Genomic DNA, 26,387 nt, shown 5'->3' with positions numbered 1-26,387 from the left:
GTCGCCCGCGGACCGGTCCGCCGGTCCGCGGCGCGGGAGCGCGGTCGAGCTCGTCGGGGCGCAGGACCGCCCGGACCGCGCGCAGCTGCTCGAGCATCTCCCGGGCGTCCGCGGGACGGTCCTCCGGGTCCCGGGCGGTGGCCCGGGCCACCAGCCGCGCCAGCGCTCCCGGGACACCGGGGTCGAGGGACCGCAGGTCCGGCACCCTGCCCTCCGCGTGGGCGTGGGCCACGGCGAGGGGTGCGCCCTCGAACGGGCGGCGCCCGCAGAGCAGCTCGAAGAGCACGATGCCGGCCGAGTAGACGTCCGCGCGGGTGTCCACCCGCTGCCCGGTCACGAGCTCGGGGGAGGCGTAGCCGACGGTGCCGAGCACGGTGCCGCTGCCGGTGTGCTGGTCGACCGCCCGGGTGAGCCCGAAGTCGGCCACGGTGACCCGGCCGCCGGCCGCGATCAGGACGTTCTCCGGCTTGACGTCACGGTGCACCAGCCCGGCGCGGTGGGCGGCGGCCAGCCCGTCCAGGGCGGCCTCCATCACCTCCAGCGCCTCGCGCGGCGTCAGGGCGCCGCGCCGGCGCAGCAGGTCCCGCAGCGTGGAGCCCTCCACGTGCTCCATGACGAGGTAGGGCACCCCGTCCGCCGCGTGGCCCTGGTCGAGCACGGACACCACGTGCGGGTGGGACAGCCGGGCGGCCGCCCGGGCCTCGCGCACGAACCGGTCCGCCGCCGCCGGGTCCTCGGCCAGGTGCGGGTGCATGAGCTTCACGGCCACGGTGCGCTCGAGGCGCGTGTCCACCGCGCGGTACACGGTGGCCGTGCCCCCGCGGGCGATCCGGGGTCCGAGCTCGTACCGGCCCTCCAGGAGGGACCCGGTCAGGTGGTCGGGGTGCGCGTGCTGCACGGGATCAGTCTAGAACGCGGCGCTGTGCGGCGGCTGGGCCGCGGTTCACGCGCCGAACGACCGGCGGTGGGCCTTGACGCTCTTGACGTACTTCTTCGTGTCGTCGTACATCCCGTACTTCTTCACCCCGTGCAGGCCCTGGTAGTAGGCGGCGATGGCCACGTCGGTGCTGGGGGCGCTGCGGCCGAGCTGGCGGATGATCGCGACCCCGGCGGTGACGTTGTCCTGCGGGTCGAGCAGGTCCAGCTCGCGGCCGACGAGTCCGGACGCCCACGCGCCGGCGTCCGGGATCACCTGCATGGTGCCCACGGCGTCGGCGGGGGAGACCGCGCGGTGGTCGAACCCGGACTCCTGGTAGGCGTGGGCGAGCGCGAGGGCGGGGTCCACGCCCATCTGCACGGCGGTGTCGTGGACGATCCGGCGCATCTCCTCCCGGGACGGTGCCGGCCGGGAGGCCAGCTGCTCGTGGTGGCGGTTCGCGGAATCGACCACGTCCCGTTCGTAGGTCCGGCCGAGGAACGTGTCCCCGACGGCGCGCTCGGGCTCCGGCGCGGCCTTCCGCTCGGGCTCCGGGACGGCCGCGGGCCGGACGGCGCCGGCGACGGCCAGCTTCTGGCCGGGGCGCAGCAGCGAGCCGACGGTGAGGTCGTTGTCGTCCAGCAGCTGCTGGACCGACACGTCGTGGGACTGGGCGATGCCCCAGAGGGTGTCCCCGGAGCGCACGACGTGCTCGGTGGCCGCGGCGCGCGGCTGCGGCGCGGGCGAGACCGGGTCCTCGGCGGCCCGGGGGGCCCGGGTCTCCGGGGCGGCCAGGCGGAGGGTCTGGCCGGGCCGGAGCAGGGCGGCTCCGGAGAGGTCGTTCCAACGCATCAGCTCGTCGACGGCCACGCCGTGGCGCTGGGCGAGCGCCCACAGGGAGTCGCCGGGGGCCACGGTGTGCTCGGGGGGCGTGGAGCCTTCTGCCCCAGCACCAGGGGCGCCGGGGCCACCTGCGAGGTCTGGGGCGGGGCGGCGTGGGCCACGGTGCCCCGCCGAGGGCGGCCATGGCGGCCACGGCGGTCACCGCCGAGCCGGTCCTCGCGCGGCGGGCCCAGCGGGGGGAGCGGTCCTCCCGGGCCCCGCAGCCGCCGTCGGGGTCGTCGCTGGGCCCGGTGGCGGTGCGGCCGGTGGTGGTGCGGTGCGGTGCGTCGTTCGGGTCGGTCGTGTCGCGCTCGGGGGGAAACGGCATGAAGTGGCTCTCTGACGCTGATCGGGGAAGAGGCGGAGGTCTCAGCGGTCTCCGCGGGTCCGAGCATACCGTGCGGGCCCCGCGTGGCACGGGCACCGGCGGACGTGGCACTCTGGGGGCGTGAAGAAGACATCCGGAAACAGCACCGAGGAGTTCGACCGTCTGGACGGTCTCGTCCAGGACTGGCTGCCCCTGCCCGACGTCGCCGAGCAGCTCGGCCTCGTGGTCACGCGCGTCCACGGTCTCGTCGACGACGGGACGCTGCTCGCGGTGCGCAACCCGCACGACAACATCCGCCGGATCCCGGCGGCCTTCCTGCTGGACGGCGCCGTGCTCGACTCCCTCAAGGGCACCGTGGCGGTCCTGCGGGACTCCGGGTTCACCGACGCCGAGGCGATCGCCTGGCTGTTCACCGAGGACGAGTCCCTGCCGGGCCGGCCCGTGGACGCGCTGCGCGACGGCCGCAAGACGGAGATCCGCCGCCGCGCCCAGGCCCTGGCCTGGTGACCCGGTCCTGAGCCCCCCCCGGGCGTGCGCGCCCGGGGGCCCGGGCTCGTCAGGACGAGCGGCGCACCGCCGCCGCGGCGAGCCCGCGCAGCGCGGCCAGGGGCACCGGCCCGGCGCCGAGCCGGTCCAGCGCCGCGAAGGCCTCCGCGCTGAGCGCGTCGATGAGCTCCTCGGTGGCGCGCAGGGCGCCGCAGCCGGTGATGACCGCGCGGAGCTCCGCCACATCGGTCTCGTCCAGGTCGGCCCGGCCCAGGGCGGCCTCGAGCCGGGCGATCTGCTCCTCGTCGCCGAGCCGGCGCACGTAGCCCACCAGCACCGTGCGCTTGCCCTCGCGCAGGTCGTCCCCGGCGGGCTTGCCCGTGGTGGCCGGGTCGCCGAACACGCCCAGGACGTCGTCGCGCAGCTGGAACGCCTCGCCCAGCGGCAGGGCGAACGCCGAGCACCGCTCGAGCACCGCCTCCGGGGCGCCCGCGAGGGCGGCCCCCAGGACCACGGGGTGCTCCACCGAGTACTTCGCCGACTTGTAGCGGATCACGTCCAGCGCCCGCTGCACCGCGCCGGCCCGGTCCTGACCCGCCCCGGCGACCTCCCCCTGCACGTCCAAGTACTGGCCGACCATCACCTCCGAGCGCATGAGGTCGAACACGGCCCGGGCCCGCGCCGCGCCCGGCGCGGCCGCGCCGGCGAACAGCTGCTCGCTCCAGGACAGGCACAGGTCCCCGGACAGGATCGCGGCCGCCACCCCGAAGGCGGACCCGTCCAGGGACCAGCCGTGCTCGGCGTGCAGGGCCTCGAAGCGGCGGTGGACGCTGGGCGCGCCGCGGCGGGTGTCGGAGCGGTCGATGACGTCGTCGTGGATCAGGGCGGCGGACTGGAAGAGCTCGAGGGCCGCCCCGGCACGGACCACCGCGGGGTCCTCCGGGTCGCCGCCCGCCGCCCGCCAGCCCCAGTAGCACAGCCGCGCACGCAGCCGCTTGCCCCCGGAGGAGAGCCCGGCGACGGCCTCCAGCAGCGGCAGCGTGTCCGCCGAGATGGCTCCGAGGACGTCCCGCTGGCCCTCGAAGAAGCGCCCCAGCTCGGCGTGCAGCCGACCGACGAAACGACCGTCCTCGGCCCGGAAGGCGTCCTCGGGCGCCGCCCGCGGCACGGTGTCGGCGCGCGCGGGGGAGGAGTGCGGCAGGGACGGTGACGTCATGGGCGGAAGGACCTCGATCTCGGGCTGCGGAGGACGGGCCGGGCGGCCGTCCGCGGTCTCCGCCCAGCCTAGCGAAGGGGCTCGGATGTCCGGGCCGGGAACTATGCTGTGGCGGACGCAGGAGGAGGGCGCGGTGACCGAGACGCCGAAGGACCGGCTGGCCCGCTGGCGGGCGTGTGCCGTCATGCACGTCGACATGGACATGTTCTACGTCGGCGTGGAGCTCCTCGCGGCCCCCGGGCTGCGCGGCCGGCCCGTCATCGTGGCCGGCTCCGGGCACCGCTCCGTCGTCCTCTCCGCCTCCTACGAGGCACGGGCCTTCGGCGTGCGCTCGGGCATGCCGCTGGCCCGCGCCCGCGCCATGTGCCCGGGCGCCGTGCTCCTCGAGCCGCACCGCAGCGCCTACGAGGCCTACTCGCGGCGGGTGATGGCCATGTTCTGGGAGATCACCGACCGGGTGGAGCAGATCAGCGTGGACGAGGCCTTCCTGGACGTCGCCGGCGCCGTCCGGCGGCTCGGCCCGCCGGTGGGCATCGCCCGGACGCTGCGCGCCCGGGTGCAGGAGGAGCTGGGGCTCACGGCCTCCGTGGGCATCGGGGTCAACAAGACCGTGGCCAAGATCGCCTCCACCCGCTCCAAGCCCGACGGCCTGCTGCTGGTGCAGCCCGAGGACACGCTCGCCTTCCTCGCCGAGCTGCCGGTCACGGCCCTGTGGGGGGTCGGCGGCCGCACGGCGGAGGCCCTGGTCGGTGCCGGTCTGCGGCAGGTCGGCGACCTCGCGGCCGCGCCGCTGCCCCAGCTCACCCGGGTGGTCGGCCGGGCCGCGGGGCACCACCTGCACGAGCTGGCCAACGGCCGGGACCCGCGCCCGGTGGTGCCGGTGCGGGAGGAGAAGAGCGTGGGCGCGGAGGAGACCTTCCCGCAGGACGTCTCCGACGACCGGGTCCTGCACGAGGTCCTGCTCCGGCTCAGCCACCGGACCGCCTCGCGGCTGCGGCGCCAGGGGCTGCGGGCGCGCCGGGTGGGGCTCAAGCTGCGCTACGCCGACTTCACCACCCTCACCCGCTCGCGGACCCTGTCCCAGCCGTTCACCTCCGCCCACGACCTCCTCCAGCACGGTGCCGGCCTGCTCGAGGAGCTGGGGCACCGCCCGCAGGCGGTGCGCCTCATCGGCATCCGCGCCGAGGCCCTGGAGCAGTCCACGGACGCCCTGCAGCTGAGCCTCGACGGCCGCGAGGAGGAGTGGGGAGCCGCCGAGGAGGCCATGGACCGGGTGCACGCCCGGTTCGGGGCGGACCGGCTCGGTCCGGCCCGCCTGCTGTCCGCCGCACCGCGCGAGCGGCAAGGCAATTCCAAGGCTGTTGACAGCCGCGCGCGCGGTGCACAATCCACAGCCGACGGTCTATCCTGGTACCAGGCGGCGCCGGAACAGCCGGGGATTTCCGCACCCGAAGGATGAGGAGGCATACCGTGCCACTGTCCGAGCACGAGCAACAGCTCCTGGCCCAGCTCGAGAAGCAGCTCCACGCGGACGACCCGCGGTTCGTCACGAACATGGGGTCCCGCGCCGTCCGGGGCGCGTCCACCCGCAACATCGTCCTCGGGATCGTCATCGCCGTCGTCGGCCTGCTCGTCCTGCTCGGTGGAGTCGTCCTCAAGTCCGTCCTGCTGGGGGTACTGGGGTTCGTCGTCATGGGCGCCGGCGTCTATGTCGCCACGTTGCGCTCCGGCAAGCCCCGCTCCGAGGGGGCCGGCGGCAAGGGCGGACCGCCGCGCCGGTCCTCGCCGTTCCTGCAGAACCTCGAGCAGCGCTGGGACCAGCGCAACTCCGGGGGCCAGTCCTAGTCCGGGGCCCCTGGGCACCGCCGCCCGGCCGGCCCCTCCACCACCCACCACCTCGGCGCCCCACCGGGTGCCCGCACCGTTCCCGAACAGCTCCCCGGCGTCCCGCCGGGGAGCTTCTTCGTGCCCGGGCCCCTGCCGCGGTCCGCCCCTCCACTCTCCTCCCCGCGGGCCTCCACGAGCCCCCACTCCGGCGCCGCCGCGCCCCACCTGCGACGATGCCGGGCGGGCGCGCCGCCCGCCACGCCACGCCGGGCCGGGCGGGCCCCGGTTTCGTTGACCGGGGAGTGAAGTGGAGTAAAGTGGGGCGAAGAGATGGATCTGGGAGAACTCTCGGGCTGGAGAGGCGGTGAGCATGTTTCTCGGAACGTACTCACCCCGTCTCGACGAAAAGGGCCGCCTGATCCTGCCGGCGAAATACCGGGAGGAGCTGGCGGAGGGACTGGTCCTGACGCGAGGTCAGGAGCGGTGCCTGTACGTCTTCAGCGTCCGCGAGTTCGAGCGGGTCCACGAGCAGCTGAGGGCGGCGCCGCTGTCCTCGAAGCAGGCCCGGGACTACATCAGGGTCTTTCTCTCGGGCGCCTCGGACGAGGTCCCGGACAAGCAGGGCCGCGTCACCATTCCGCCGCCGCTGCGGGAGTACGCCGGTCTGGACCGGGAGCTCGCAGTGATCGGCGCGGGCACCCGGGCGGAGATCTGGGACGCCCAGGCGTGGAACGAGTACCTGAACGAGAAGGAGGCCGTCTTCTCCGAGACCGAGGAGGAAGTGGTACCCGGGCTCTTCTGAGCACAGGGTCGCCGACCATCACCCGCGGGGCGCGGCACCGCCTCCCGGATGAGATCTCCAGCCGCACAGCCGTCACCGTCCTGGCTCACCTTCCCCTGAGCCAGGCCGGATTCGAGGGACGGCCAGCGGATGGGGTTCTGATCCTGGAACGCCCGCGGCCCCACCACGGCGTCGACCCGGCGCCGGCCACCCCAGACCGACCGACCGACCGCCGAAGAGAGGGCCCATGGCGCAACGCCCAGCCGAGCAGCTCCACGTCCCCGTGCTGCTCGAGCGCTGCCTGGACCTGATGGCCCCCGCGCTCGCCGAGGACGGTGCCGTGGCGGTGGACGCGACGATGGGCATGGGCGGTCACTCCGAGGCGCTGCTGCGCCGCTTCCCCCAGCTGCAGCTCGTGGCCATCGACCGGGACCCGCAGGCGCACGCCCTGGCCGGGGCCCGGCTGGCCCCGTTCGGGGACCGGTTCCACCCGGTGCACACCACCTACGACCGGATCCCCGAGGCGCTCGCCCAGCACGGCTTCGACGCCGCGGACGCGGTGCTGTTCGACCTCGGGGTCTCGTCGCTCCAGCTCGACGAGCGGCAGCGCGGCTTCGCCTACTCCTACGACGCCCCGCTCGACATGCGGATGGACTCCACCGCGCCCGTGACGGCCCAGGACGTGCTCAACGACTACAGCGAGGCCGACCTGCGCCGGATCCTGCGCGACTGGGGCGAGGAGCGCTTCGCGTCCCGGATCGCCCGGGCCGTCGTGGAGCGCCGGGCGCAGGCCCCGCTCCGGACCACGGGCGAGCTCGTCGAGGTCGTCCGCGCGGCCGTGCCCCAGGGCGCCCAGCACCGCAAGGGCCACCCGGCCAAGCAGACGTTCCAGGCGCTGCGGATCGAGGTCAACGAGGAGCTCGACGTCCTGCGCCGGGCCGTTCCCGCCGCACTGGACGCCGTGCCCGTGGGCGGGCGGGTCGTGGCGATGAGCTACCACTCCCTGGAGGACCGGATCGTCAAGCAGGCCTTCGCCGGCGGGGCGACCTCCTCCGCGCCCAAGGGCTTCCCCGTGGAGCTCGACGAGCACAAGCCCACGCTGCGGATCCTCACCCGGGGCACCGAGACCCCCACCCCCACGGAGGTCGAGGAGAACCCCCGGGCCGCCTCGGCGCGCCTGCGGGCCGCCGAGCGGATCCGGCAGAACCCACCGCACTCCTCACAGAAGGCGCAGAGGTACAACGCATGAGCGGCACCGGACTCCAGCGACGACCGGCCCGCCCGGCTCCTCCGCGCAGCGGCATCGGGGCGTGGGCCGTCCGGCGGGGCCAGCGCCCGCCGGTGGACGGCAGCTCCGCCCGTCAGCTCGAGACCCCGGCCCCTCCCGCGCCGGAGACCGGTGGATCCACCCGCGCGCCCCTGTCCGTGGTGCCCGGCCGGGCCCGGCGGGGGCGGGTCTCCACGGTGGCGCTGAGCCTGCTCGCGCTCGTGGTCGCGCTGGCCTCCATCCTCGTCCTGAACATCCAGATCTCCGGGGGCCAGTACCGGCTGGTGGAGCTGCGCGCCCAGGAGCAGGCGCTCAGCCAGCAGAACGAGGCCCTCACCCAGGACCTCGAGTTCTACGACGCCCCCCAGAACCTCGCGGTGATGGCCTCGGACCTCGGCATGGTGCCCGCGCAGGGCTCGGGCACGGTGGACCTCACGACCGGGTCCGTCGAGGGCGACCCCCTGCCGGCGCAGCCGCAGGAGAACCACGAGATCCTGGTCGACCACGCGCAGCAGACCGGCTCGGAGGCCGCGGACCGCGCCGCCCAGCGCGCGGAGGACCGCGAGCGGGAGAAGGCGGAGCAGCAGCGGGAGGACGCCGAGCGGCGGGTCCGTGAGGACGCGGCGCCGAACGCCGGGCTCGGTGGCGGGAGCCTGCCGGCCCCGCAGCAGCGCGCGCCCGGGGAGTGACCGGGGCGCCGACACCGCCCCCGCACCCCGCAGCTCACCGGAGACCCCCCCAGCCGAGACCAGGAACGAGGCATTCACGTGGCACGCGCACGCTCGACGCCCACCGACGGCACCCCCCGCGCACCGGGCCTCGGCCGCAGCCACGTCGGGGTGCTCCTCGTGCTCGCCCTGCTCGTGGTGCTGGGGCTGCGCCTCGTGTGGGTGCAGGGCTTCGACGTCTCCGGCCGGGCCGAGGCCGCCGCCACGGACCGCTCCCGCACCGAGGTGGTCCCGGCCCAGCGCGGGGAGATCCGCGACACCGAGGGCAACGTGCTCGCGCGGACGCTGCAGCGCTACGACGTGACGGTGGACCAGAGCAAGGTCCGCGAGTTCGAGCGGCTCAAGGCGGACGGGACCACCGAGACCGTCACGCCCACGCAGGCGGTGTACCAGCTCGCCGACGCCCTCGAGCTCGAGGACGCGGAGGTCAAGGACTCCCTCGACGGCGACAAGCCGTTCGAGTACGTGGCGCGCGGGGTCACCCCCGAGCAGTGGAACACCGTGCGCGAGCTCGACCTGCCCTACGTCTACGGGCAGCCGTCCTCGGACCGGATCTACCCCAACGGGCCCGTGGCCGGCAGCGTGGTCGGCTTCATGGGCGGCGACGACGAGGCCCTCGGCGGGATCGAGCAGACCCAGGACGAGCTGCTGCGCGGCACGGACGGCAGCCGCACCTTCGAGATCAGCGCCGACGGGGTGCGCATCCCGGTGGCCCCCACCGAGGAGAGCCCCGTGGTGGACGGGTCCTCGGTGCAGCTGTCCATCGACAGCGACGTCCAGTTCATCGCCCAGCAGGCCGTCACCGAACGCGCCCAGGAGCTCGACGCCGAGTGGGGCACCGCCGTGGTGATGCGCATCGAGGACGGCGCGGTGCTGGCGCTGGCGGACTCCTCGACCGTGGACCCCAACGACATCGGCTCGGCGGACGCCGAGGACCTCGGGGCGCGGGCCGTGACGCAGGCCGTGGAACCGGGTTCCACCCAGAAGATCCTCACCGCCGCGGCGGCCGTGGAGGAGGGCCTGGTCACACCTCGGACGGAGATCACGGTGCCGCCGTTCCTGGAGATCGACGGGGAGAAGATCACCGACGCCTTCGACCACGGCGAGCAGGACCGCACGTTCGCCGGGATCATCGCCGACTCGATGAACACGGGCACCGTGATGGTCGGCAGCCAGCTCTCCCGCGAGCAGCGCCACGACTGGATGCAGCGCTTCGGGGTGGGCGAGACCACGGGGATCGAGCTGCCGGGGGAGTCCCCGGGCATCCTGGCCGCGGCCGACCAGTGGGACAAGCGCCAGCAATACACCGTGCTCTTCGGCCAGGGCGTGTCCCAGACGCCCCTGCGCACCGCCACCGTCTTCCAGGCGATCGCCAACGGCGGGGTCCAGGTGGAGCCGCGCGTCGTCGAGGCCGTCATCGACCCCGAGGGCACCCGCACCCCGGTGGAGCGCCCCGAGGGCGAGCGGATCGTCTCCGAGGAGACGGCGGAGCAGCTCCTGGACATCATGGAGGTGACCGTCACGGAGGGCGGCGCCAAGGAGGCGGCCGTGGAGGGCTACCGCGTGGGCGGGAAGACCGGCACGGCCGAAGCCCCCAGCGCGCAGGGCGGCTACGACGGCTACACCACCTCCTTCGTGGGCGTGGCGCCCATCGAGGATCCCCAGTACCTCGTGGCCGTGACCCTCCAGCGTCCCCAGGGCGACGTCCGCAGCATCGGCACGACCGGCACCTTCAGCAAGATCATGGGCCAGGTGCTGCGCCACTACGACGTCCCGCCGTCGACCGACGACCCGGTGGAGATCCCCCTGCGCACGGACGAGCCGGAGGAGACCGCCCCGGAGGACGCCGCCCCGGACGTCGTCGGGACGGAGGACGCCACGGGCACCTCGGAGGACGCCGCGGAGGGCACCACCGGGTCCGCGGACAGCGACGCGGAGGACGCCGCGGCGCAGGGGACGGGCGCGACCGGGACCACCGCGGATCCGGGCGCGCCCGGGACCGGCCCGTCCCGGCGGGCCGACGAGGGCGACTAGACTTCCGTATCGCTGTGCCCGGAGACCCCTGGGCGCCTTCCCCCCAGCACCCGGCGGACCACCCACCCGCCCCCCAGACCACGAAGGACGTTGATGGACGCGACAGCCCAGCAGGGACACGACGCGCAGACGATGCGCCCCGCCAGGCCCCGCCCGCTGAGCCTCACGGAGGAGGCGCGGCTGGCCGGGGCGGCGGACCCGGCCCGCACCGTGGACGTCACCGGCATCTCCCTGGACTCCCGGCAGCTGCGCCGGGGAGACCTCTACGCGGCGCTGCCCGGGGCCCGGGCGCACGGGGCGCAGTTCGCGCCACAGGCCGAGCGGGCGGGCGCGGCCGCGGTGCTCACCGACGCGGAGGGCGCCGGCCTGCTCGAGCGCACCGGCGTGGACCTGCCCGTCGTCGTGGCCCCGGACCCCCGCCGGTCGGTCGGGACGATCGCGGCCCGCGTCTACGGCTCCCGCCCCGAGGACGGCACCGCCCCGGTGCTCCTCGCGGTGACCGGCACGAACGGCAAGACCACCACGACCTACTTCACCAACTCGCTGCTGCGCGCGCTCGGCCGCACGACCGGGCTGATCGGCACCATCGAGATCCTCGCCGGGGAGCAGGCCATCCCCTCCCGGCTGACCACCCCCGAGGCCCCGCACGTGCACGCGCTGCTCGCCCTCATGCGCGAACGCGGCATCACCGCGGCGTCCATGGAGGTCTCCTCCCACGCCCTGGAGTTCTCCCGGGTCGACGGCGTCCGCTTCGACGTCGCCGGGTTCACCAACCTCACCCAGGACCACCTGGACCTCCACGGGTCCATGGAGGAGTACTTCTCCGTGAAGGCCCGCCTGTTCACCCCCGGGCGCACCGGGCGCGCCGTGGTGGTGCTGCAGGACGAGGACGACGTCTGGGGCGCCCGCATGGCCGCCCACGCCCGGGCGCAGCTCGGCGCGGACCGGGTGGACACGATCGCCCTGCGCGGCGACGTGGCCGAGGACCGGGACGCCGGACCGGAGCGGCACGGCGCCGACTGGACCCTCACCGCACTGACCCGCCGCGGCATCGGCCACTCCTTCACCCTGGTGCACCGGGACGGCCGCTCGCTGCGGGTGTCCACCGGCCTGCCGGGGGACTTCAACGTCGCCAACGCCGCGCTCGCCGTGGTGATGGTCCTGGCCTCCGGGACCGACGTCGGGCAGCTGCAGCGCGTGCTCGACGAGCAGGACCCGCTCACCACGGACGTGCCCGGGCGGATGCAGCTGATCGGCACCGAGCCGACCGCCGTCGTCGACTTCGCGCACAACCCCGACGCCCTCCGCCGGGCGCTCGCCGCCGTGCAGCCGCCCGAGGAGCAGGGCCGGGTGATCGTGGTCTTCGGCGCCACGGGGGAGCGGGACCGGACCAAGCGCCCCGTCATGGGTGCGGTCGCCGCCCGGCACGCCGACGTGGTGATCGTCACCGACGACGACCCCCACGACGAGGAGCCGGCCGGGATCCGCGAGGAGGTCGCCGCGGGAGCGCGGGCGGCCGACGGCGCCCGCGCCGAGGAGGTGCTCGTGCTCGCACCGCGGGCCGTGGCCATCCGGGCCGCGGTGGCCATGGCGGGACCGGGCGACTCCGTGCTCGTGGCCGGCCGCGGGCACGAGACGGTCCAGGAGATCCGGGGCGTGGACCACCCGCTGGACGACAGGGAAGAGCTGCGCGCCGCACTGGCCGACGCGCGGCAGGGCCGTAGGGAGGACCGATGATCGAACTGACCGCAGCGCAGATCGCGCAGATCACCGGCGGGCGCGCCGTCGGCGACGCCGCCGCGCGGGAGGTCGTCGTCGGGCACGTCACGACCGACTCCCGCGAGGCACGCCCCGGGACGCTGTTCGTGGCGAAGCCGGGCGAGGTCACCGACGGCCACGAGTTCGTGGGCGCGGCCTTCGCCGCCGGGGCGGTGCTGGCCCTGGTGGAGCGGGAGGTGACCGACGCCGCCGGCGCGACCTACCCGGGCGTCCTCGTCCCCGACGTGGTCGAGGCGATGGGCCGGCTGGCCGCCTGGGTCGTGACCCAGCTGCGCGCCGACCACGAGCTCACGGTCGTCGCGGTGACCGGGTCCGTGGGCAAGACGACCACCAAGGACCTGCTCCGGGGCGTCTTCTCCGCCGAGGGACCCACGGTCGCCCCCCGCGGCTCGTACAACGGCGAGGTCGGGGTGCCCCTGACGGTCTTCGAGTGCACCGCCGAGACGCGCTACCTCGTGGTCGAGATGGGCGCCACCCGGATCGGCAACATCGACTACCTGTGCCGCATGGTCCGCCCCGACGTCGGGTGGTGCTGTGCGTGGGCTCCGCCCACGCCGGGGAGTTCGGCGGCGTGGCCAACATCGCCCGGGCCAAGGGGGAGATGGTGGAGTCCCTGCGCGCCGACGGGGTCGCCGTCCTCAACGACGACGACGCCCTGGTGCGGCAGATGCACCGGCGCACCGCCGCCCCCGTCCTGTTCTTCGGGGAGTCCCCGGCCAACGCCCTGCCGGACGTCCCGGCCGCCCGGGTGCACGCCTCGGAGGTGCGCCTGGGACCCGGCGGCAACCCCGAGTTCCTGCTGCACCTCCCGGACGGCTCCGCGCACCGGATCGTCTCCCGGCTCATCGGGGAGCACCACGTGAGCAACCTCCTCGCGGCCGCCTCCGCGGCCTTCGTGGCCGGGGTGGCCCCGGAGCGGATCGCCGCCTCGCTCAACGCCCAGGGCCCCGCGAGCCGGTGGCGGATGGAGCGCACCGAGCGGGCCGACGGGGTGAGCGTGGTCAACGACGCCTACAACGCCAATCCGCAGTCGATGCGCGCCGCGCTGCAGACCCTCGCCCAGCTGGGCCGCGGGACCGACGGCACCGCCCCCCGCCGCACCTGGGCGGTGCTGGGCGGCATGCTGGAGCTCGGGGACAGCACCGTCGAGGAGCACGACACCCTGGGCCGGATGGTCGTGCGGCTCAACATCTCCAAGCTGGTCGCGGTGGGCGAGCTCGCCCGCCCCGTCTACGACGCCGCCCAGCTGGAGGGCTCCTGGGGCAACGAGGCCACGTGGGTGGCCACGGCCGAGGAGGCCGAGGAGATCCTGCGCCGGGAACTGGCCCCGGGCGACATCGTCCTGTTCAAGGCGTCCAACGCCTCCGGCCTGGGGGTGCTGGGCGAGCGGGTCGCGGCCACCGCCGCCGCCGGCGCCGACGGGCCCGCGCCCGGCAACGACGCGCCCGCACGCGGCGACCACTGGCGCTCGGCGGGGCCCTTCGTCAACGCCTCCCTCGACGCGAGCGGACGCCCGGTGGCCCCGGGCGCCGGCGCCGAGGGGGACCGGGCATGATCCAGATCCTCATGGCCGCCGGGCTCGCCCTCGTGCTGTCCCTGTTCGGGACCCCGGCCTTCATCAAGTTCCTCGCCCGCCGCGGCTACGGCCAGTTCATCCGCGACGACGGTCCGACCAGCCATCACACCAAGCGCGGGACGCCCACCATGGGCGGCGTCGCGATCCTCGGCTCCGTGGTGCTCGCCTACGGCCTCACCCATCTGGCCTCCGGGCTGCTGTGGCCCTCCTACGGCGGGATGACCCTCTCCGGGCTGTCCGCGCTGCTGCTCATGCTCGGCATGGGCCTGGTCGGCTTCATCGACGACTACAAGAAGATCGCCAAGAAGCAGAACCTGGGCCTGAGCCCCCTGGGCAAGATCGTGCTGCAGGGGCTGATCGGCACGGCGTTCGCGCTCCTCGTGCTGCTCGTGCCCGGCCCGGAGGCTCGACCGCCGCGTCCTCGGCGATCTCCTTCACCCGGGACACCGCCCTGGACCTCGCCTTCGCCGGCTCCGTGCTCGGGGCGCTGCTCTTCGTGGTCTGGGTCAACCTCATCGCCACGGCCACCACCAACGCCGTGAACCTCACCGACGGCCTGGACGGGCTCGCCACCGGGGCGTCCATCCTGGTGTTCAGCGGCTACATGCTGATCGCCATGTGGCAGAACACCCATCTGTGCGGGACGGTGGCCGAGGGCGTGTGCTACGAGGTGCGCGACGCCGCCGACCTCGCCCTCACCGCCTCCGCGCTGGTGGGCGCCCTCGTGGGCTTCCTGTGGTGGAACACCTCCCCGGCGAAGATCTTCATGGGCGACACCGGCTCCCTCGGGCTCGGCGGGGCGCTGGCCGCCTTCGCCGTGCTGACCCGCACCGAGCTGCTGCTCGTGCTGATCGCCGGGCTGTTCGTGGTGATCACGGTCTCCGTGATCCTGCAGGTCGGCTACTTCAAGCTCTCCGGCGGCAAGCGCATCTTCAAGATGGCGCCCCTGCAGCACCACTTCGAGCTCAAGGGCTGGAACGAGGTGACCATCGTGGTCCGTTTCTGGATCATCGCCGGGCTGTTCGTCGCGGCCGCGCTCGGCGTCTTCTACGGCGACTGGCTGCTCTCCCACGGAGGAATGATCCAATGATCCACGCGAGCAACGACAACCCCGTCCTGGACCGCCCGCGGCTGGCCGGGCTCACCGGCTGGGACGCGGACTGGTCCGGGCTGCGCGTGGTCGTGGCCGGGATCGGCGTGTCGGGCTTCGCCGCCGCGGACACCCTGATCGAGCTGGGCGCCCGCGTCGTCGTCGTCGACGGGGCGGACACCCCCGCGACCCGCGGCAAGGCCGACACCCTGCGGATCGTCGGCGCCGCCGACGTCCTGCTGGGGGAGGCGCACGGGTCCTCCGTGCCCGACGTCGACGGCGAGCGCCCCGAGCTGGTGGTCACCTCGCCCGGGCTCCGTCCCGACTCCCCGCTGCTGGCCGCCGCGGCCGCGGAGCGGATCCAGATCTGGGGCGACGTCGAGCTCGCCTGGCGGGTCCGGGAGCGCGCCGGGCGCAGGACCGCCGAGTGGGTGTGCGTCACCGGCACCAACGGCAAGACCACCACGGTGGGGATGACGGAGGCGATGCTGCGGGCCGCCGGGCTCACCGTGGCCGCGGTGGGCAACGTGGGCACCCCGGTCCTCGACGCGCTGCGGGAGCCGGTGGAGCACGACGTGCTCGTGGTGGAGCTCTCCAGCTTCCAGCTGCACTGGGCGCACTCGGTGTCCCCGCTGGCCTCGGTGGTGCTCAACGTCGCGGAGGACCACGTGGACTGGCACGGCGGCTACGCGAACTACGTCGCGGACAAGTCGAGGATCTACGAGCACACCCGGGTGGCCTGCGTCTACAACGCCCAGCAGCCCGAGACCGTGCGGATGGTCGAGGAGGCCGACGTCGTGGAGGGCTGCCGTGCCGTGGGCTTCACCCTGGAGACCCCCGACGTGAGCATGCTCGGCGTGGTCGAGGACCTGCTCGTGGACCGGGCGTTCCTCGAGGACCGGCGCGGCTCCGCGCTGGAACTCGCCTCCGTGGCGGACACCGGGCCCATCCCGACCCCGCACGGGGTCACCAACGCCCTGGCCGCCGCGGCGCTGGCCCGCGCCGCCGGCGCGCCCCCGGAGGCCGTGCGGGACGGGCTGCGCGCCTGGGAGCCCGGCGACCACCGGATCCAGGCCGTGGCCACCACGCACGGGGTCGTGTGGGTCAACGACTCCAAGGCCACCAATCCGCACGCCGCGGACGCCGCCCTGTCGGCCTTCGGCTCGGTGGTCTGGATCGCCGGCGGGCTCTCCAAGGGCGTGTCCTACGACCGGCTCGTGGCCCGGCACGCCGAGCGGCTGCGCACGGTGGTGCTCATCGGCACGGACAACGACGGGCTGCTCGCGGCGCTCGCCGAGCACGCCCCGGCCGTGCCCGTCCTGCCGGCCGCGGCGGACGGCGCCACGGACGGGAACGCCGTGATGGCCGCGGCGGTGCGCCTGGCCCACGGGGCGGCGCAGCGGGGGGACACCGTGCTCATGGCCCCGGCCTCCGCGTCGATGGACCAGTTCACCTCCTACGCCCACCGGGGCGACGCGTTCATCCGCGAGGTCGCCGAGCTCGTGGAGCGGCTGTCGTGACGCAGGTCCAGGACCGCACCGGCGCCGCGGGGAGCGCACCCGGGCCCCGCGGCGGACTGCGGCGCTTCTGGCGCACGCTCGTGGACGGCCCGCTGATCCACTCCTACTACGCGCTGGCCGGATCCGTGGTGCTGCTCACCGGGATCGGCATCATGATGGTCCTCTCCGCCTCCGCGGTGGAGTCCATCTCCGCCCAGGAGTCCGCCTACTCGTACTTCACGAAGCAGGCCACGTACGCGGGCCTGGGCATCGTGCTGATGTTCGGGCTCTCCTTCGTGCCCACGTCCTGGTACCGGCGCGGCGCCACGGGCCTGCTGGTCCTGGGGGTGCTGCTCCTGCTGCTCGTGTTCACGGGACTCGGGCAGGAGATCAACGGCAACCGGAACTGGATCGTGGTGGGCGGGCAGTCCTTCCAGCCCTCCGAGGCCGCGAAGCTCGCCGTGTCCTTGTGGCTGGCGATGATGCTGGCCCGGCAGGGCGACGCCGTGCGCGAGTGGCGCCAGGCGCTGTGGCCCTCGGCGCTGGGCATCGGGATCCCCGCCCTGCTGGTCGTGCTCGGCGACGACGTCGGCACCGCGCTGGTCTTCGCGCTGATCTACGCCGCCGCGCTGTTCTTCGCCGGGGCGCCGCTGCGGCTGTTCGCCGTCGCCGCCGCCGGGGCGGTCGCGCTCGGGGCGGTCGCCGTCGCCGCGGCGCCCCACCGGGTGGACCGCATCACCGGCTGGCTGTTCGGCGAGTGCGGCGCCACCGACGCCTGCTACCAGCCGACCAGGGGCTCAACGCCCTGGCCTCGGGCGGCTGGTGGGGGGTGGGCCTGGGCCAGTCGCGGCTCAAGTACAACTACGTGCCCGAGGCGCACAACGACTACATCTTCTCCATCATCGGCGAGGAGCTGGGGCTGCTGGGCACGGTGCTGATCCTCGCGCTGTTCGCGGTCATGACCCTGGCGATGGCCCGGATCATCCTGCGCGCGCGCAGCAGGTTCGTGCGGATCGCCACGGCGTGCGTGGTGACGTGGCTGGTGGGCCAGGCGTTCATCAACATCGGCATGGTCACCGGGGTGCTGCCGGTGATCGGCGTCCCCCTGCCGTTCATCAGCTACGGTGGGTCCTCGTTGCTGATGAGCCTGGCCGCCGTCGGCGTGGTGATGTCCTTCACCCGCCTGCCGCGCCGGATCCCGGTCCCCACCCGCACCCCCCGCCCCCGCACCCCGAACGAGGATCGCGCATGACACCGTCCGAACCGACCACCGAGGACGCCGCCCCGTCGGTCCTGCTCGCCGGCGGCGGCACCGCCGGGCACGTGAGCCCCCTGCTGGCCGTGGCCGCCGCCCTGCGAGAGCAGGCCCCGGGAGCCCGGCTCACAGCGGTGGGCACCGCCTCCGGGATGGAGACCCGGCTCGTGCCGCAGGCCGGGCTGGCGCTCGAGCTCGTCGACCGGGTGCCGCTGCCCCGGCGGATCTCCGTGGACCTCGTCCGGCTGCCCGGACGGCTGCTCGCCGCTGTGCGACAGGCGGGGGAGGTCCTGGACCGGGTGCGCCCCGACGTGGTGGTCGGCGTCGGCGGGTACGTTTGCACCCCCGTCTACCTCGCCGCCGCCCGGCGAGGGCTGCCCGTCGTGGTGCACGAGGCGAACGCCCGCCCGGGCCTCGCCAACCGGGTGGGCGCGCGCTGGGCACGGACCGTGGCCACCGCGTTCCCCGGCACGCCCCTGCGCGGGGCCGTCACCGTGGGCATGCCCATGCGCCGGGAGATCGCCGGCCTGGACCGGGCCGGCCGGCGCGACGACGCCCTGCGGTCCTTCGGGCTGGACCCCGACGTGCCCACCGTCGTGGTCACCGGCGGCTCCTCCGGGGCCCTGAACATGAACCGGACGGTGGCCGCGGTGGCCGGGGAGGTCGCCGCCCACGGCCACCAGCTGCTGCACGTCACCGGTCGCGGCAAGCAGGTCACCCGCGACGACGGCACGCTGCTGGAGGCCCCCGGCTACGTGCAGGTCGAGTACGTCGACGGCATGGAGCGGGTCTACGCCGCTGCGGACCTCCTCGTGGCCCGCGCCGGGGCGGCGACCGTCTCCGAGGTCGCGGCCGTCGGGCTGCCGGCCGTGTTCGTGCCGCTGCCCGTGGGCAACGGCGAGCAGTCGCTCAACGCCGCCTCCCTCGTGGCCGCGGGCGCGGCACGGCTGGTGCCCGACGACGCCTTCACCCCCGGCTGGTACCGCGAGCACGTCCACCCGCTGCTGGCCGAGCCGGACCGGCTCGCCGCCATGGCCGCCGCCAGCCGGGAGCACGGCGTGCGCGATGCCGACGCCGTCCTGGCGCGGCTGATCCTCGAGGAGGTGCCCCGTGGCCGCTGAGCACGAGCTCGACCCCGCCCGGCTGGGCCGGGTGCACTTCATCGGCATGGGCGGGGCCGGCATGTCCGCCGTCGCCAAGCTCATGCTCGCCCACGGCGTCCCGGTCAGCGGCTCCGACCGCCAGGACTCCCCGGCGCTGCGCCAGCTCGAGGACCTGGGCGCCACGGTGTTCGTGGGCCAGCGGGCCGAGCACGTCACCGGCGCCCGCACCGTGGTCGTCTCCACCGCCATCCCGCCCGAGGACCCCGAGTACGCCGCGGCGCGGGCCGCCGGGCTGCGCGTGCTGCACCGCTCCGACGCCCTGGCCGCCACGATGCACGGCCGCGACGTCGTGGCGGTGGCCGGCACCCACGGCAAGACCACCACGAGCGCGATGGCCGCTCTGGCCCTGCACGCCGCCGGCCGGCACCCCTCCTGGGCCATCGGGGCGCACGTGGCCGACCTCGGGTCCAACGCCGCCCTCGGGGACGGCCGGTGGTTCGTGGCGGAGGCCGACGAGTCCGACGGCTCCTTCCTCAAGTACGGTCCCCGGATCGCGGTGGTCACCAACATCGAGCCGGACCACCTCGACTTCTACCCGTCCCGCGAGGCCTTCTACCAGGCCTTCGACGACTTCGCCGCGACCCTGACCGAGGACGGGCTGCTGGTGGCCTGCCAGGACGACCCCGGCTCGCGGGCCCTGGCCGAGCGGCACCGGGCCGCCGGCGGACGCGTGGTCGGCTACGGCACCGATGCGACCGCGGACGTGCGGGTGATCCCGCACGGGACCGACGGGCTGCGCACCCGCAGCACCCTGGTGCTGGGGGAGGGTGCCGACCGCCGCGAGGAGCAGCTCGAGCTCGCCGTGCCCGGGCGGCACAACGTGCTCAACGCCACCGCCGCCTTCTGCGTGGCCGTCGAGGCCGGCGTCCCGCCCGCGGACGCCGTGCGCGGGCTGGCCGGTTTCCACGGCTCGGCCCGGCGCTTCGACCTGCGGGGCGAGGGGCGCGGCGTGCGGGTCTTCGACGACTACGCCCACCACCCCACGGAGGTCGTCGCGGCCCTCACCGCGGCCCGGGAGGTCGCCGGCGGGCACCGCGTGATCGCCATCTTCCAGCCCCACCTGTTCTCCCGGACCCGGGAGTTCGCCGCGGAGTTCGCCGACGCCCTGGCCCTCGCGGACGAGAGCCTGGTCATCGACGTCTTCGCTGCGCGCGAGCAGCCGGTGCCCGGGCTCACCAGCGAGGTCATCACCGACCGCGCCCCCGCCCACGTCCGCTACGTCCCCGAGGGCGGGCAGGCGGTCACCGAGGCCGCCCGCGCCGCCCGCGCCGGCGACCTGGTGCTCACGGTCGGGGCCGGTGACGTCACCCGGCTCGGCCCCCTGCTCGTGGACCGGCTCGGGGCGAGCTGATGAGCCGGCACGGCCGACCGCACCAGCCCCGGTTCGGCGACGACCCCCGGGACGCCGGCACCCCGGCGCCGGAGGTCCCTGCCCGGGAGGCCCCGTCCCCGGAGGCCCCGATCGCGGAGACCCCGGTCGCGGCAGCGCCCGCTCCGGGCCCGCACGACCCGGACGTCCCCGCCGGGGGCGGCCGGGACGGGGCTCCCCAGGACACCGCCGGGGACCGGTCGGACGCAGGGCCCTGGTCCGCGGCCCCCGCCGAGGGCGTGGCGCCGAGCGGCCGGGTACGGGTGAACGACGGGACCAAGGTCTCGCCCGTCTCCGACGAGGACGAGCTCGTGGAGGCCCCCGCGGCGGGAGGCCGGTTCAGCGCCTGGCGACGGCACCGGCAGGAGCGCGCGCCGTCCCGCACGCTCACCGCCTCCCGGGTGCCGGTGGAGTCCGCCCACCTCGGCTCCACCGGGGCCGGCTCCACGGCGGCCGGTTCCACGGCGGCCGGGGCCACCGTCGTCGCGTTCCCCGCCTCGGCCGGGGCCCGGCGCCGGCGCCGCCGGCTCGGCGCCGCCCTGGGTGCGCTCGTGGCCCTCGCCGTGCTCGCCGGCGTCCTGTTCCTCTCCCCGGCCCTCGCGGTGCGGGACATCTCCGTGCGCGGCGCCCAGCTGACCGACCCCTCCAGCGTCGAGGAGACCCTGGAGGGCTACCGCGGGATCCCGCTGACCCGGATCTCGAAGCAGGACGTCCGTGCCCGCGTGGGGGCCATCCCGCAGGTCCGCTCGATCGAGGTCGTGCTCGAACCTCCGCACCACCTGATCGTGGAGCTGCACGAGCGGGTGCCGGTGGCCGCGGTCCAGGACGGCGACCAGTTCGCGGTCGTGGACTCGGAGGGCGTGCGGCTCACCACCGCGGCCACCGCCGAGGAGGCGGCCGTGCCGGTGGTCACGGGCGGCCCCGAGGTGCTGGAGGGCGAGCGCTTCGACGCCATCACCGACGTGCTGGCCGCACTGCCCGAGTCCGTCCTCGCCCAGCTGCGCACGGCCTCGGCCGAGTCCCTGTCCTCCGTGGAGCTCGCGTTCACCGACGGCCGCACCGTCGTGTGGGGCACTGCCGAGGACAGCGAGCTGAAGGCCCAGGTGCTCCGGGAGCTCGTCGAGGCGCGCGGGGCCGGCAGCGGCGTGGAGACCTACGACGTGTCCAGCCCGACGCGCCCCGTGGTGCGCTGAGCACCGCGTGCCGCGACTCAGCTTCCACCAGAGCTTGAGACCTGGGCCGGACACCGGTGCGGCCTGCGGTTTTGGCGAAAAGTGTCGAAAGCGGTATGGCTTGTCGTGCAGGTGGTCCCCTCGGTTGTTAGTCTTGACCCGACATCCAACCGCCCGGAGCAGCAGCTGACGGCCTGACGTTCCACCTTCGATCGAAGGTTGAGCAACGGCTTGCGACCCCGGCCCCGAAACCATCTCGAGTTAGGTACCCATGGACTCCTCCACCCCCCAGAACTACTTGGCCGTCATCAAGGTCGTCGGAATCGGCGGCGGCGGTGTCAACGCCGTCAACCGGATGATCGAGGAGGGGCTGCGCGGTGTCGAGTTCATCGCGATCAACACGGACGCGCAGGCCCTGCTGATGAGCGACGCCGACGTCAAGCTCGACGTCGGGCGCGAGCTGACCCGCGGGCTGGGCGCCGGCGCCAACCCGGATGTCGGGCGCCAGGCGGCGGAGGACCACCACGAGGAGATCGAGGAGGTCCTCAAGGGGGCCGACATGGTGTTCGTGACCGCCGGCGAGGGCGGCGGCACCGGCACCGGCGGCGCCCCCGTGGTCGCCCGGATCGCCCGCTCCCTGGGGGCCCTGACCATCGGCGTGGTCACCCGCCCGTTCACCTTCGAGGGCCGCCGCCGCTCCAACCAGGCGGAGAACGGCATCGAGACCCTGCGCGACGAGGTCGACACCCTGATCGTGATCCCGAACGACCGGTTGCTGTCGATCTCCGACCGCAACGTGTCCATGCTCGACGCCTTCAAGTCCGCGGACCAGGTGCTGCTCTCCGGCGTGCAGGGGATCACCGACCTGATCACCACCCCGGGCCTGATCAACCTCGACTTCGCCGATGTGAAGTCCGTGATGCAGGGCGCCGGCTCGGCGCTCATGGGCATCGGCGCGGCGCAGGGCGAGGACCGCGCGGTGAAGGCCGCGGAGCTCGCCATCGCGTCCCCGCTGCTGGAGGCCTCCATCGACGGCGCCCACGGCGTGCTGCTGTCCATCCAGGGCGGCTCCGACCTCGGCCTGTTCGAGATCAACGAGGCGGCCCGCCTGGTGCAGGAGGTGGCCCACCCCGAGGCGAACATCATCTTCGGCGCCGTCATCGACGACGCCCTCGGCGACCAGGCCCGGGTCACCGTCATCGCCGCCGGCTTCGACTCCGTGAGCCCGGAGACCAACGCGAACAACACCAACGCCGCCGCCCAGCAGGCGCGAGCACCCGCGCCGCCTTCGGCTCCGGCGCCGGCCAGCCCGCCGGCCTGGGCCGCTCCCCGCAGCGCGGCGGCACCGCCTCCTTCGGCCAGCCCGCCACCGCGCAGCGGTGGGCCCAGCCGGCGGCCAACGACGACGTGCCCGACGACGCCGGCTTCGACGTCGACCTGCCCGCCGAGGCCGAGGCCGGCTCGCCCGCCGGTTCCGCCCGCAAGGACTCCCTGGACTTCCCCGACTTCCTGAAGTGAGTCCCGGCCCGGGGGCGGACGCGGTGCACCGCGTCCGCCCCCGGGCGCTTTAACCCCGCCCCGTCCGTCCGGCGGCCGGTGCGGCACGACAGAGGAGGACCAGGGTGTTCTGGTGGCAGGACGAGGTCGGGCCGGGCGTCCGGATGGCCTTCACGGACCGCGGCGCGGGCAACCTCGCGCTGCACACGGGCGACGACCCGGCCGCGGTGCGCCGCCGCCGGGCCGCCCTCGAGCGGTCGATGGGGGTGGCCGCCGGCTCGCTGCTCTTCCTGGAGCAGGTGCACGGCACCGACGTCGTGGACGCCGACCGCACCGACCGCACGGCGGTGCCCGTGGCCGACGCCGCGGTCTCGGCCACGGGCGTGCCGCTGGCCGTGATGGTGGCCGACTGCGTGCCCGTGCTGTTCCTGGGCGCGGGCCCCGGCGGCCCGGTCACGGCCGTGGCGCACGCCGGGCGGCGGGGTCTGCTCGACGGTGTGCTGGAGCGCACCGTGGAGCGGCTGCGGGAGCGGGGTGCGGACGGGGTCGCCGCCTGGGTGGGACCCTCGATCTGCGGCAGCTGCTACGAGGTGCCGGCCGCGATGCGGGAGGAGTCGCTGCGGCGGATCCCCGCGGTGGCCGCCACCACGTCCTGGGGCACCCCGGCCCTGGACCTGCGCGCCGGCGCCCGGGACCGGCTCGCCGGACTCGGCGTGGCCGTCACCGAGCCCGCGGCCGACCACGGGCCGGCCTGCACCCTGGAGGACGAGCGGCTCTCCTCGCACCGGCGGGACCCCGGCTCGGGCCGGATCGTCGGCCTCGTCTGGCGCAGCCGCCCCGGCGCCCGGGCGGAGCGCACGGCATGAGCGCCGGTGCGGACGACGCGCGCAGCCGGGAGCTCGCCGAGGCGTTGGAGCGCGTCCGGGCCCGGATCGGGGCCGCGGCCCGCGGCGCCGGCGCCCCGGAGCCCACGCTGGTCGCCGTGACCAAGTTCTTCCCCGCCGCGGACGTCCTCCGGCTGCACCGGCTGGGCGTGCGCGACGTGGGGGAGAACCGGGACCAGGAGGCCGCCGGCAAGGCCCGGGAGGTCGCGGAGCTCCTCGACGGCCCTTTGGCCTGGCACTTCATCGGCCAGCTGCAGTCGAACAAGGCGAAGTCCGTGGTCCGCTACGCCTCGTGGGTGCACTCGGTGGACCGTGGTTCCCTCGTCACCGCGCTGGGCAAGGCGGTGCGGCGGCACCGGGAGGAGGCCGCGGCCGGGCAGGTCCCTGCCGGTCCGTGCGTCCGGCAGGACCTCACCTGCCTGGTGCAGGTGTCCCTGGACGCCGAGGAGCACCGGGGCGGCGCCCGCCCCGAGGACGTCGTGGGGCTCGCGGAGCAGATCGCCGCCACGGAGGGCCTGCGCGCCGGCGGCGTCATGGCCGTCGCCCCGCTGGGTGCCGCCGCGGGCCCGGCCTTCGACCGCCTCCAGGACCTGTCGCACCGGGTGCGGGAGGTCCTGCCGGAGGCCGGCGCCGTCTCCGCCGGCATGAGCCAGGACCTCGAGGAGGCCGTCGCCCGGGGAGCCACGCACGTGCGCGTCGGCTCCGATATCCTCGGCCCGCGACCGCCCGTAGGATAGCTTGGAGGACGGCCCTGCGGGGCCAGGGCCGTACCGCGATCCGTGCAGCACGACGGGCGCCGGGCGGTCCGAGGATCCCGGAACTCCCCCCACCGCCGATATCCGCACAGACAGTCAAGGAGAGCACCATGGCCGGAGCGTTGCGCCGCACCATGATCTATCTCGGCCTCGCCGAGACGGACGAGGACTACGACGACGACCCGACGCCTGCCCGCCAGGAGCACCAGTCCGCCGTCGCGGTCCGCGAGGAGCCGCGCGAGGCCCGCGCCCACGAGTCCACGGCCGTGGCCGTGCCGCGCCGGTCGGCCGAGTACAGGGCGCCGGTCACCCCCATCAAACGCGCCCCCTCCAGCTCTCGAGAGGACAGCTCGACCTTGCGCACGATCACCACGGTCCACCCCCGCTCCTACAACGACGCGAAGTCCATCGGCGAGGCCTTCCGCGAGGGCACTCCCGTCATCATGAACGTCAGCGACATGGGCGACGCCGAGGCCAAGCGGCTGGTGGACTTCTCCGCCGGGCTGGTCTTCGCCCTCCACGGCTCCATCGAGCGGGTGACCGGCAAGGTCTTCCTGCTCACCCCGTCCTACGTCGAGGTCGTCGGACACCCGGCCGGCGGCGAGGCCGAGGACGGCACCGACGACCACCCGGAGGACTGAGGCGGACCGATGGACCTGTTGCTCTCCCTGCTGTACCTGGCCCTGCACCTCGTGTACGTGGCGCTGCTGGCCCGGCTCGTCCTGGACTGGGTGCAGATGTTCGCCCGCAGCTGGCGGCCCCGCGGGATCGCCCTCGTGGGCGCCTCCGCCGTGTACACCGTCACCGACCCGCCCATGCGGTGGCTGCGCCGGATCGTGCCGCCACTGCGCTTCGGTGGGGTGGCCCTGGACCTCGGCTTCCTGATCCTCATCTTCGCCGTCAGCATCGTCCAGGGCATCGTCGGCCAGCTGCTGGTCTGACCCGGCCCCGCTGCGACCTGCCTGTACGCTGTAACCGCACGACCCACCGGGTGCCGGCCGCCGGTCCGCCCCCGGCGCCGGTCGGACGGAGCCCCCGCCGCGGGCCGCGCCCGCGCCCCGCCCTAGGAGGAATGCACTCATGGCCCTGACGCCCGAAGACGTCATCAACAAGCGGTTCCAGCCCACCAAGTTCCGGGAGGGCTACGACCAGGACGAGGTCGACGACTTCCTCGACGAGATCGTCGTGGAGCTGCGGCGCCTGAACCAGGAGAACACGGACCTCAAGCAGCAGCTCGAGACGGCCGGCCGGCCGGTCGCACCCCGGGAGTCCGCGCCGTCCACGGAGCCGGGCCCGGCCGCGGCCGAGGAGCCCTCCGCCGGACCGGGCGCCGCCGGGACCGCGGTGAGCGAGCCCGCCGCCGAGCCGTCCGCCGCGCAGCCGGTCCTCGCCGAGCCGTCCGCCGGGGAGAGCCCGGCCGGCGCCGCGCAGTCCGCGGCCGGTGTGCTCGCGATGGCGCAGAAGCTGCACGACGAGTTCGTCGCCGAGGGCGCCGCGGAGCGCGACCGGCTCGTCGCCGAGGCCCGGGCGCAGGCCGAGGAGCTCGTCGAGGACGCACAGCGCACCCGCGAGCAGACCCTGACCGCCCTGCGGGACGAGGAGGCCGCGCTGCAGCACCGCGTCGAGGGGCTGCGCGGCTTCGAGCAGGACTACCGCGACAAGCTGCGGGGCTTCATCCAGGATCAGCTGCACGACCTGGAGACGACCCCGGCCCTCGAGCCCGCGCCTGTTTCCTCGCCCCACAGCGGCACGTGCTGGCGGTGGACCGGGTTCTTGGTCACCCGGCCCGCGTAGCCGACGTCCCCGCCCAGGACGTCGACGAGGCCTTGCTCGATGCGGGCCAGCAGATTGATCGGCTTCCGGCGGGCGGAGTCGGTGAGGCA

The 26,387-nt window shown here is 74.9% G+C and carries 22 protein-coding genes and 3 pseudogenes; 22 read left to right on the top strand and 3 right to left on the bottom strand.

What is annotated here, in order from left to right:
• Positions 1–151 precede the first annotated feature (151 nt).
• Both BJF77_RS21495 and BJF77_RS06960 read right to left on the bottom strand, forming a co-directional pair.
• Positions 152–793, bottom strand: a pseudogene (locus BJF77_RS21495) (protein kinase); the annotation flags it as partial.
• Positions 794–943: 150 nt separating this feature from the next.
• A complete protein-coding gene (locus BJF77_RS06960) occupies positions 944–1,831 on the bottom strand; it encodes a LysM peptidoglycan-binding domain-containing protein (RefSeq protein ID WP_075871690.1) in 888 nt (295 codons plus the stop codon).
• 415 nt (positions 1,832–2,246) lie between these two features.
• Here BJF77_RS06960 and BJF77_RS06955 point away from each other — a divergent pair, with 415 nt between their 5' ends.
• Positions 2,247–2,633, top strand: a complete 387-nt coding sequence (locus BJF77_RS06955; protein ID WP_082157200.1) for an Rv2175c family DNA-binding protein — start codon at positions 2,247–2,249, stop codon at positions 2,631–2,633.
• 49 nt (positions 2,634–2,682) lie between these two features.
• On the opposite strand, the gene BJF77_RS06950 is transcribed toward BJF77_RS06955, so the two are convergent.
• Positions 2,683–3,828, bottom strand: a complete 1,146-nt coding sequence (locus BJF77_RS06950; protein ID WP_082157199.1) for a polyprenyl synthetase family protein — start codon at positions 3,826–3,828, stop codon at positions 2,683–2,685.
• A gap of 133 nt (positions 3,829–3,961) precedes the next feature.
• Between BJF77_RS06950 and dinB the strand changes: the two genes are divergently transcribed.
• From dinB to BJF77_RS06845, 21 genes and pseudogenes are all read left to right on the top strand, one after another.
• The gene (gene dinB, locus BJF77_RS06945) at positions 3,962–5,287 is read left to right on the top strand and encodes a DNA polymerase IV (protein ID WP_075871704.1); all 1,326 of its coding nucleotides are present in this window, start codon (positions 3,962–3,964) and stop codon (positions 5,285–5,287) included.
• An 11-nt stretch (positions 5,288–5,298) separates the two neighbouring features.
• Complete coding sequence (locus BJF77_RS06940) at positions 5,299–5,673, top strand: DUF3040 domain-containing protein (RefSeq protein WP_047802099.1); 375 nt, start codon at positions 5,299–5,301, stop codon at positions 5,671–5,673.
• A gap of 352 nt (positions 5,674–6,025) precedes the next feature.
• Positions 6,026–6,457, top strand: coding sequence for a division/cell wall cluster transcriptional repressor MraZ (gene mraZ / locus BJF77_RS06935; RefSeq protein WP_062736790.1), 432 nt, complete (start codon positions 6,026–6,028; stop codon positions 6,455–6,457).
• A 226-nt stretch (positions 6,458–6,683) separates the two neighbouring features.
• Positions 6,684–7,685 (top strand): 16S rRNA (cytosine(1402)-N(4))-methyltransferase RsmH, encoded by a 1,002-nt coding sequence (rsmH, locus tag BJF77_RS06930; protein ID WP_075871689.1) that lies wholly within the window; start codon positions 6,684–6,686, stop codon positions 7,683–7,685.
• The gene (locus tag BJF77_RS06925; protein WP_255396168.1) at positions 7,682–8,392 is read left to right on the top strand and encodes a hypothetical protein; all 711 of its coding nucleotides are present in this window, start codon (positions 7,682–7,684) and stop codon (positions 8,390–8,392) included. The genes rsmH and BJF77_RS06925 overlap by 4 nt, the downstream gene beginning before the upstream one ends.
• 78 nt (positions 8,393–8,470) lie before the next feature.
• Positions 8,471–10,465 (top strand): penicillin-binding protein 2, encoded by a 1,995-nt coding sequence (locus BJF77_RS06920; RefSeq protein WP_075871688.1) that lies wholly within the window; start codon positions 8,471–8,473, stop codon positions 10,463–10,465.
• A 93-nt stretch (positions 10,466–10,558) separates the two neighbouring features.
• Complete coding sequence (locus BJF77_RS06915; RefSeq protein ID WP_075871687.1) at positions 10,559–12,202, top strand: UDP-N-acetylmuramoyl-L-alanyl-D-glutamate--2,6-diaminopimelate ligase; 1,644 nt, start codon at positions 10,559–10,561, stop codon at positions 12,200–12,202.
• Positions 12,199–13,799 (top strand): annotated as a pseudogene (gene murF, locus BJF77_RS06910) (UDP-N-acetylmuramoyl-tripeptide--D-alanyl-D-alanine ligase). The gene BJF77_RS06915 and the pseudogene murF overlap by 4 nt, the downstream one beginning before the upstream one ends.
• Positions 13,796–14,910 (top strand): annotated as a pseudogene (gene mraY, locus BJF77_RS06905) (phospho-N-acetylmuramoyl-pentapeptide-transferase). Before murF ends, mraY begins: the two co-directional pseudogenes overlap by 4 nt.
• On the top strand, positions 14,907–16,430 hold the full coding sequence (murD, locus tag BJF77_RS06900; RefSeq protein WP_075871686.1) for a UDP-N-acetylmuramoyl-L-alanine--D-glutamate ligase: 1,524 nt from the start codon (positions 14,907–14,909) through the stop codon (positions 16,428–16,430). Before mraY ends, murD begins: the two are co-directional and overlap by 4 nt.
• On the top strand, positions 16,427–17,347 hold the full coding sequence (locus tag BJF77_RS06895) for an FtsW/RodA/SpoVE family cell cycle protein (RefSeq protein ID WP_075871685.1): 921 nt from the start codon (positions 16,427–16,429) through the stop codon (positions 17,345–17,347). The genes murD and BJF77_RS06895 overlap by 4 nt, the downstream gene beginning before the upstream one ends.
• Positions 17,239–17,661 (top strand): FtsW/RodA/SpoVE family cell cycle protein, encoded by a 423-nt coding sequence (locus BJF77_RS21490; RefSeq protein WP_255396167.1) that lies wholly within the window; start codon positions 17,239–17,241, stop codon positions 17,659–17,661. Before BJF77_RS06895 ends, BJF77_RS21490 begins: the two co-directional genes overlap by 109 nt.
• Entirely contained in the window at positions 17,658–18,785 is a 1,128-nt protein-coding gene (gene murG / locus BJF77_RS06885) for an undecaprenyldiphospho-muramoylpentapeptide beta-N-acetylglucosaminyltransferase (protein WP_075871683.1), read from the top strand. Before BJF77_RS21490 ends, murG begins: the two co-directional genes overlap by 4 nt.
• Positions 18,775–20,178, top strand: a complete 1,404-nt coding sequence (murC, locus tag BJF77_RS06880; protein WP_047802090.1) for a UDP-N-acetylmuramate--L-alanine ligase — start codon at positions 18,775–18,777, stop codon at positions 20,176–20,178. The genes murG and murC overlap by 11 nt, the downstream gene beginning before the upstream one ends.
• Positions 20,178–21,389, top strand: coding sequence for a cell division protein FtsQ/DivIB (locus BJF77_RS06875; RefSeq protein WP_075871682.1), 1,212 nt, complete (start codon positions 20,178–20,180; stop codon positions 21,387–21,389). The genes murC and BJF77_RS06875 overlap by 1 nt, the downstream gene beginning before the upstream one ends.
• Positions 21,390–21,639: 250 nt before the next feature.
• The gene (gene ftsZ / locus BJF77_RS06870) at positions 21,640–22,881 is read left to right on the top strand and encodes a cell division protein FtsZ (protein ID WP_255396166.1); all 1,242 of its coding nucleotides are present in this window, start codon (positions 21,640–21,642) and stop codon (positions 22,879–22,881) included.
• 109 nt (positions 22,882–22,990) lie between these two features.
• Positions 22,991–23,731, top strand: coding sequence for a polyphenol oxidase family protein (locus BJF77_RS06865; protein ID WP_075871681.1), 741 nt, complete (start codon positions 22,991–22,993; stop codon positions 23,729–23,731).
• Positions 23,728–24,486 (top strand): YggS family pyridoxal phosphate-dependent enzyme, encoded by a 759-nt coding sequence (locus BJF77_RS06860; protein WP_075871680.1) that lies wholly within the window; start codon positions 23,728–23,730, stop codon positions 24,484–24,486. The genes BJF77_RS06865 and BJF77_RS06860 overlap by 4 nt, the downstream gene beginning before the upstream one ends.
• A gap of 128 nt (positions 24,487–24,614) precedes the next feature.
• Positions 24,615–25,145: a cell division protein SepF gene (locus BJF77_RS06855; protein WP_047802085.1), complete on the top strand. Its 531-nt coding sequence runs from the start codon at positions 24,615–24,617 to the stop codon at positions 25,143–25,145.
• A 9-nt stretch (positions 25,146–25,154) separates the two neighbouring features.
• A complete protein-coding gene (locus BJF77_RS06850; RefSeq protein ID WP_047802084.1) occupies positions 25,155–25,445 on the top strand; it encodes a YggT family protein in 291 nt (96 codons plus the stop codon).
• Between the two features lie 139 nt (positions 25,446–25,584).
• Complete coding sequence (locus tag BJF77_RS06845; protein WP_075871679.1) at positions 25,585–26,298, top strand: DivIVA domain-containing protein; 714 nt, start codon at positions 25,585–25,587, stop codon at positions 26,296–26,298.
• The last annotated feature ends 89 nt before the right edge of the window (positions 26,299–26,387 follow it).

The organism is Kocuria sp. CNJ-770 (genome assembly GCF_001942375.1).
GTDB classification, from domain to species: Bacteria; Actinomycetota; Actinomycetes; order Actinomycetales; family Micrococcaceae; genus Kocuria; species Kocuria oceani.
Note: the sequence above shows the minus strand (reverse complement) of the source record. Positions and strands in the feature narration are given on the sequence as shown.

Coding starts and splice junctions, on each gene's coding strand:
- BJF77_RS06855 (WP_047802085.1), top strand. CDS start 24,615: ATGGCCGGAGCGTTGCGCCGCACCATGATCTATCTCGGCCTCGCCGAG.
- BJF77_RS06845 (WP_075871679.1), top strand. CDS start 25,585: ATGGCCCTGACGCCCGAAGACGTCATCAACAAGCGGTTCCAGCCCACC.
- murG (WP_075871683.1), top strand. CDS start 17,658: ATGACACCGTCCGAACCGACCACCGAGGACGCCGCCCCGTCGGTCCTG.
- BJF77_RS06915 (WP_075871687.1), top strand. CDS start 10,559: ATGGACGCGACAGCCCAGCAGGGACACGACGCGCAGACGATGCGCCCC.
- BJF77_RS06875 (WP_075871682.1), top strand. CDS start 20,178: ATGAGCCGGCACGGCCGACCGCACCAGCCCCGGTTCGGCGACGACCCC.
- BJF77_RS06860 (WP_075871680.1), top strand. CDS start 23,728: ATGAGCGCCGGTGCGGACGACGCGCGCAGCCGGGAGCTCGCCGAGGCG.
- ftsZ (WP_255396166.1), top strand. CDS start 21,640: ATGGACTCCTCCACCCCCCAGAACTACTTGGCCGTCATCAAGGTCGTC.
- murD (WP_075871686.1), top strand. CDS start 14,907: ATGATCCACGCGAGCAACGACAACCCCGTCCTGGACCGCCCGCGGCTG.
- BJF77_RS06925 (WP_255396168.1), top strand. CDS start 7,682: ATGAGCGGCACCGGACTCCAGCGACGACCGGCCCGCCCGGCTCCTCCG.
- BJF77_RS06950 (WP_082157199.1), bottom strand. CDS start 3,828: ATGACGTCACCGTCCCTGCCGCACTCCTCCCCCGCGCGCGCCGACACC.
- mraZ (WP_062736790.1), top strand. CDS start 6,026: ATGTTTCTCGGAACGTACTCACCCCGTCTCGACGAAAAGGGCCGCCTG.
- BJF77_RS06850 (WP_047802084.1), top strand. CDS start 25,155: ATGGACCTGTTGCTCTCCCTGCTGTACCTGGCCCTGCACCTCGTGTAC.
- rsmH (WP_075871689.1), top strand. CDS start 6,684: ATGGCGCAACGCCCAGCCGAGCAGCTCCACGTCCCCGTGCTGCTCGAG.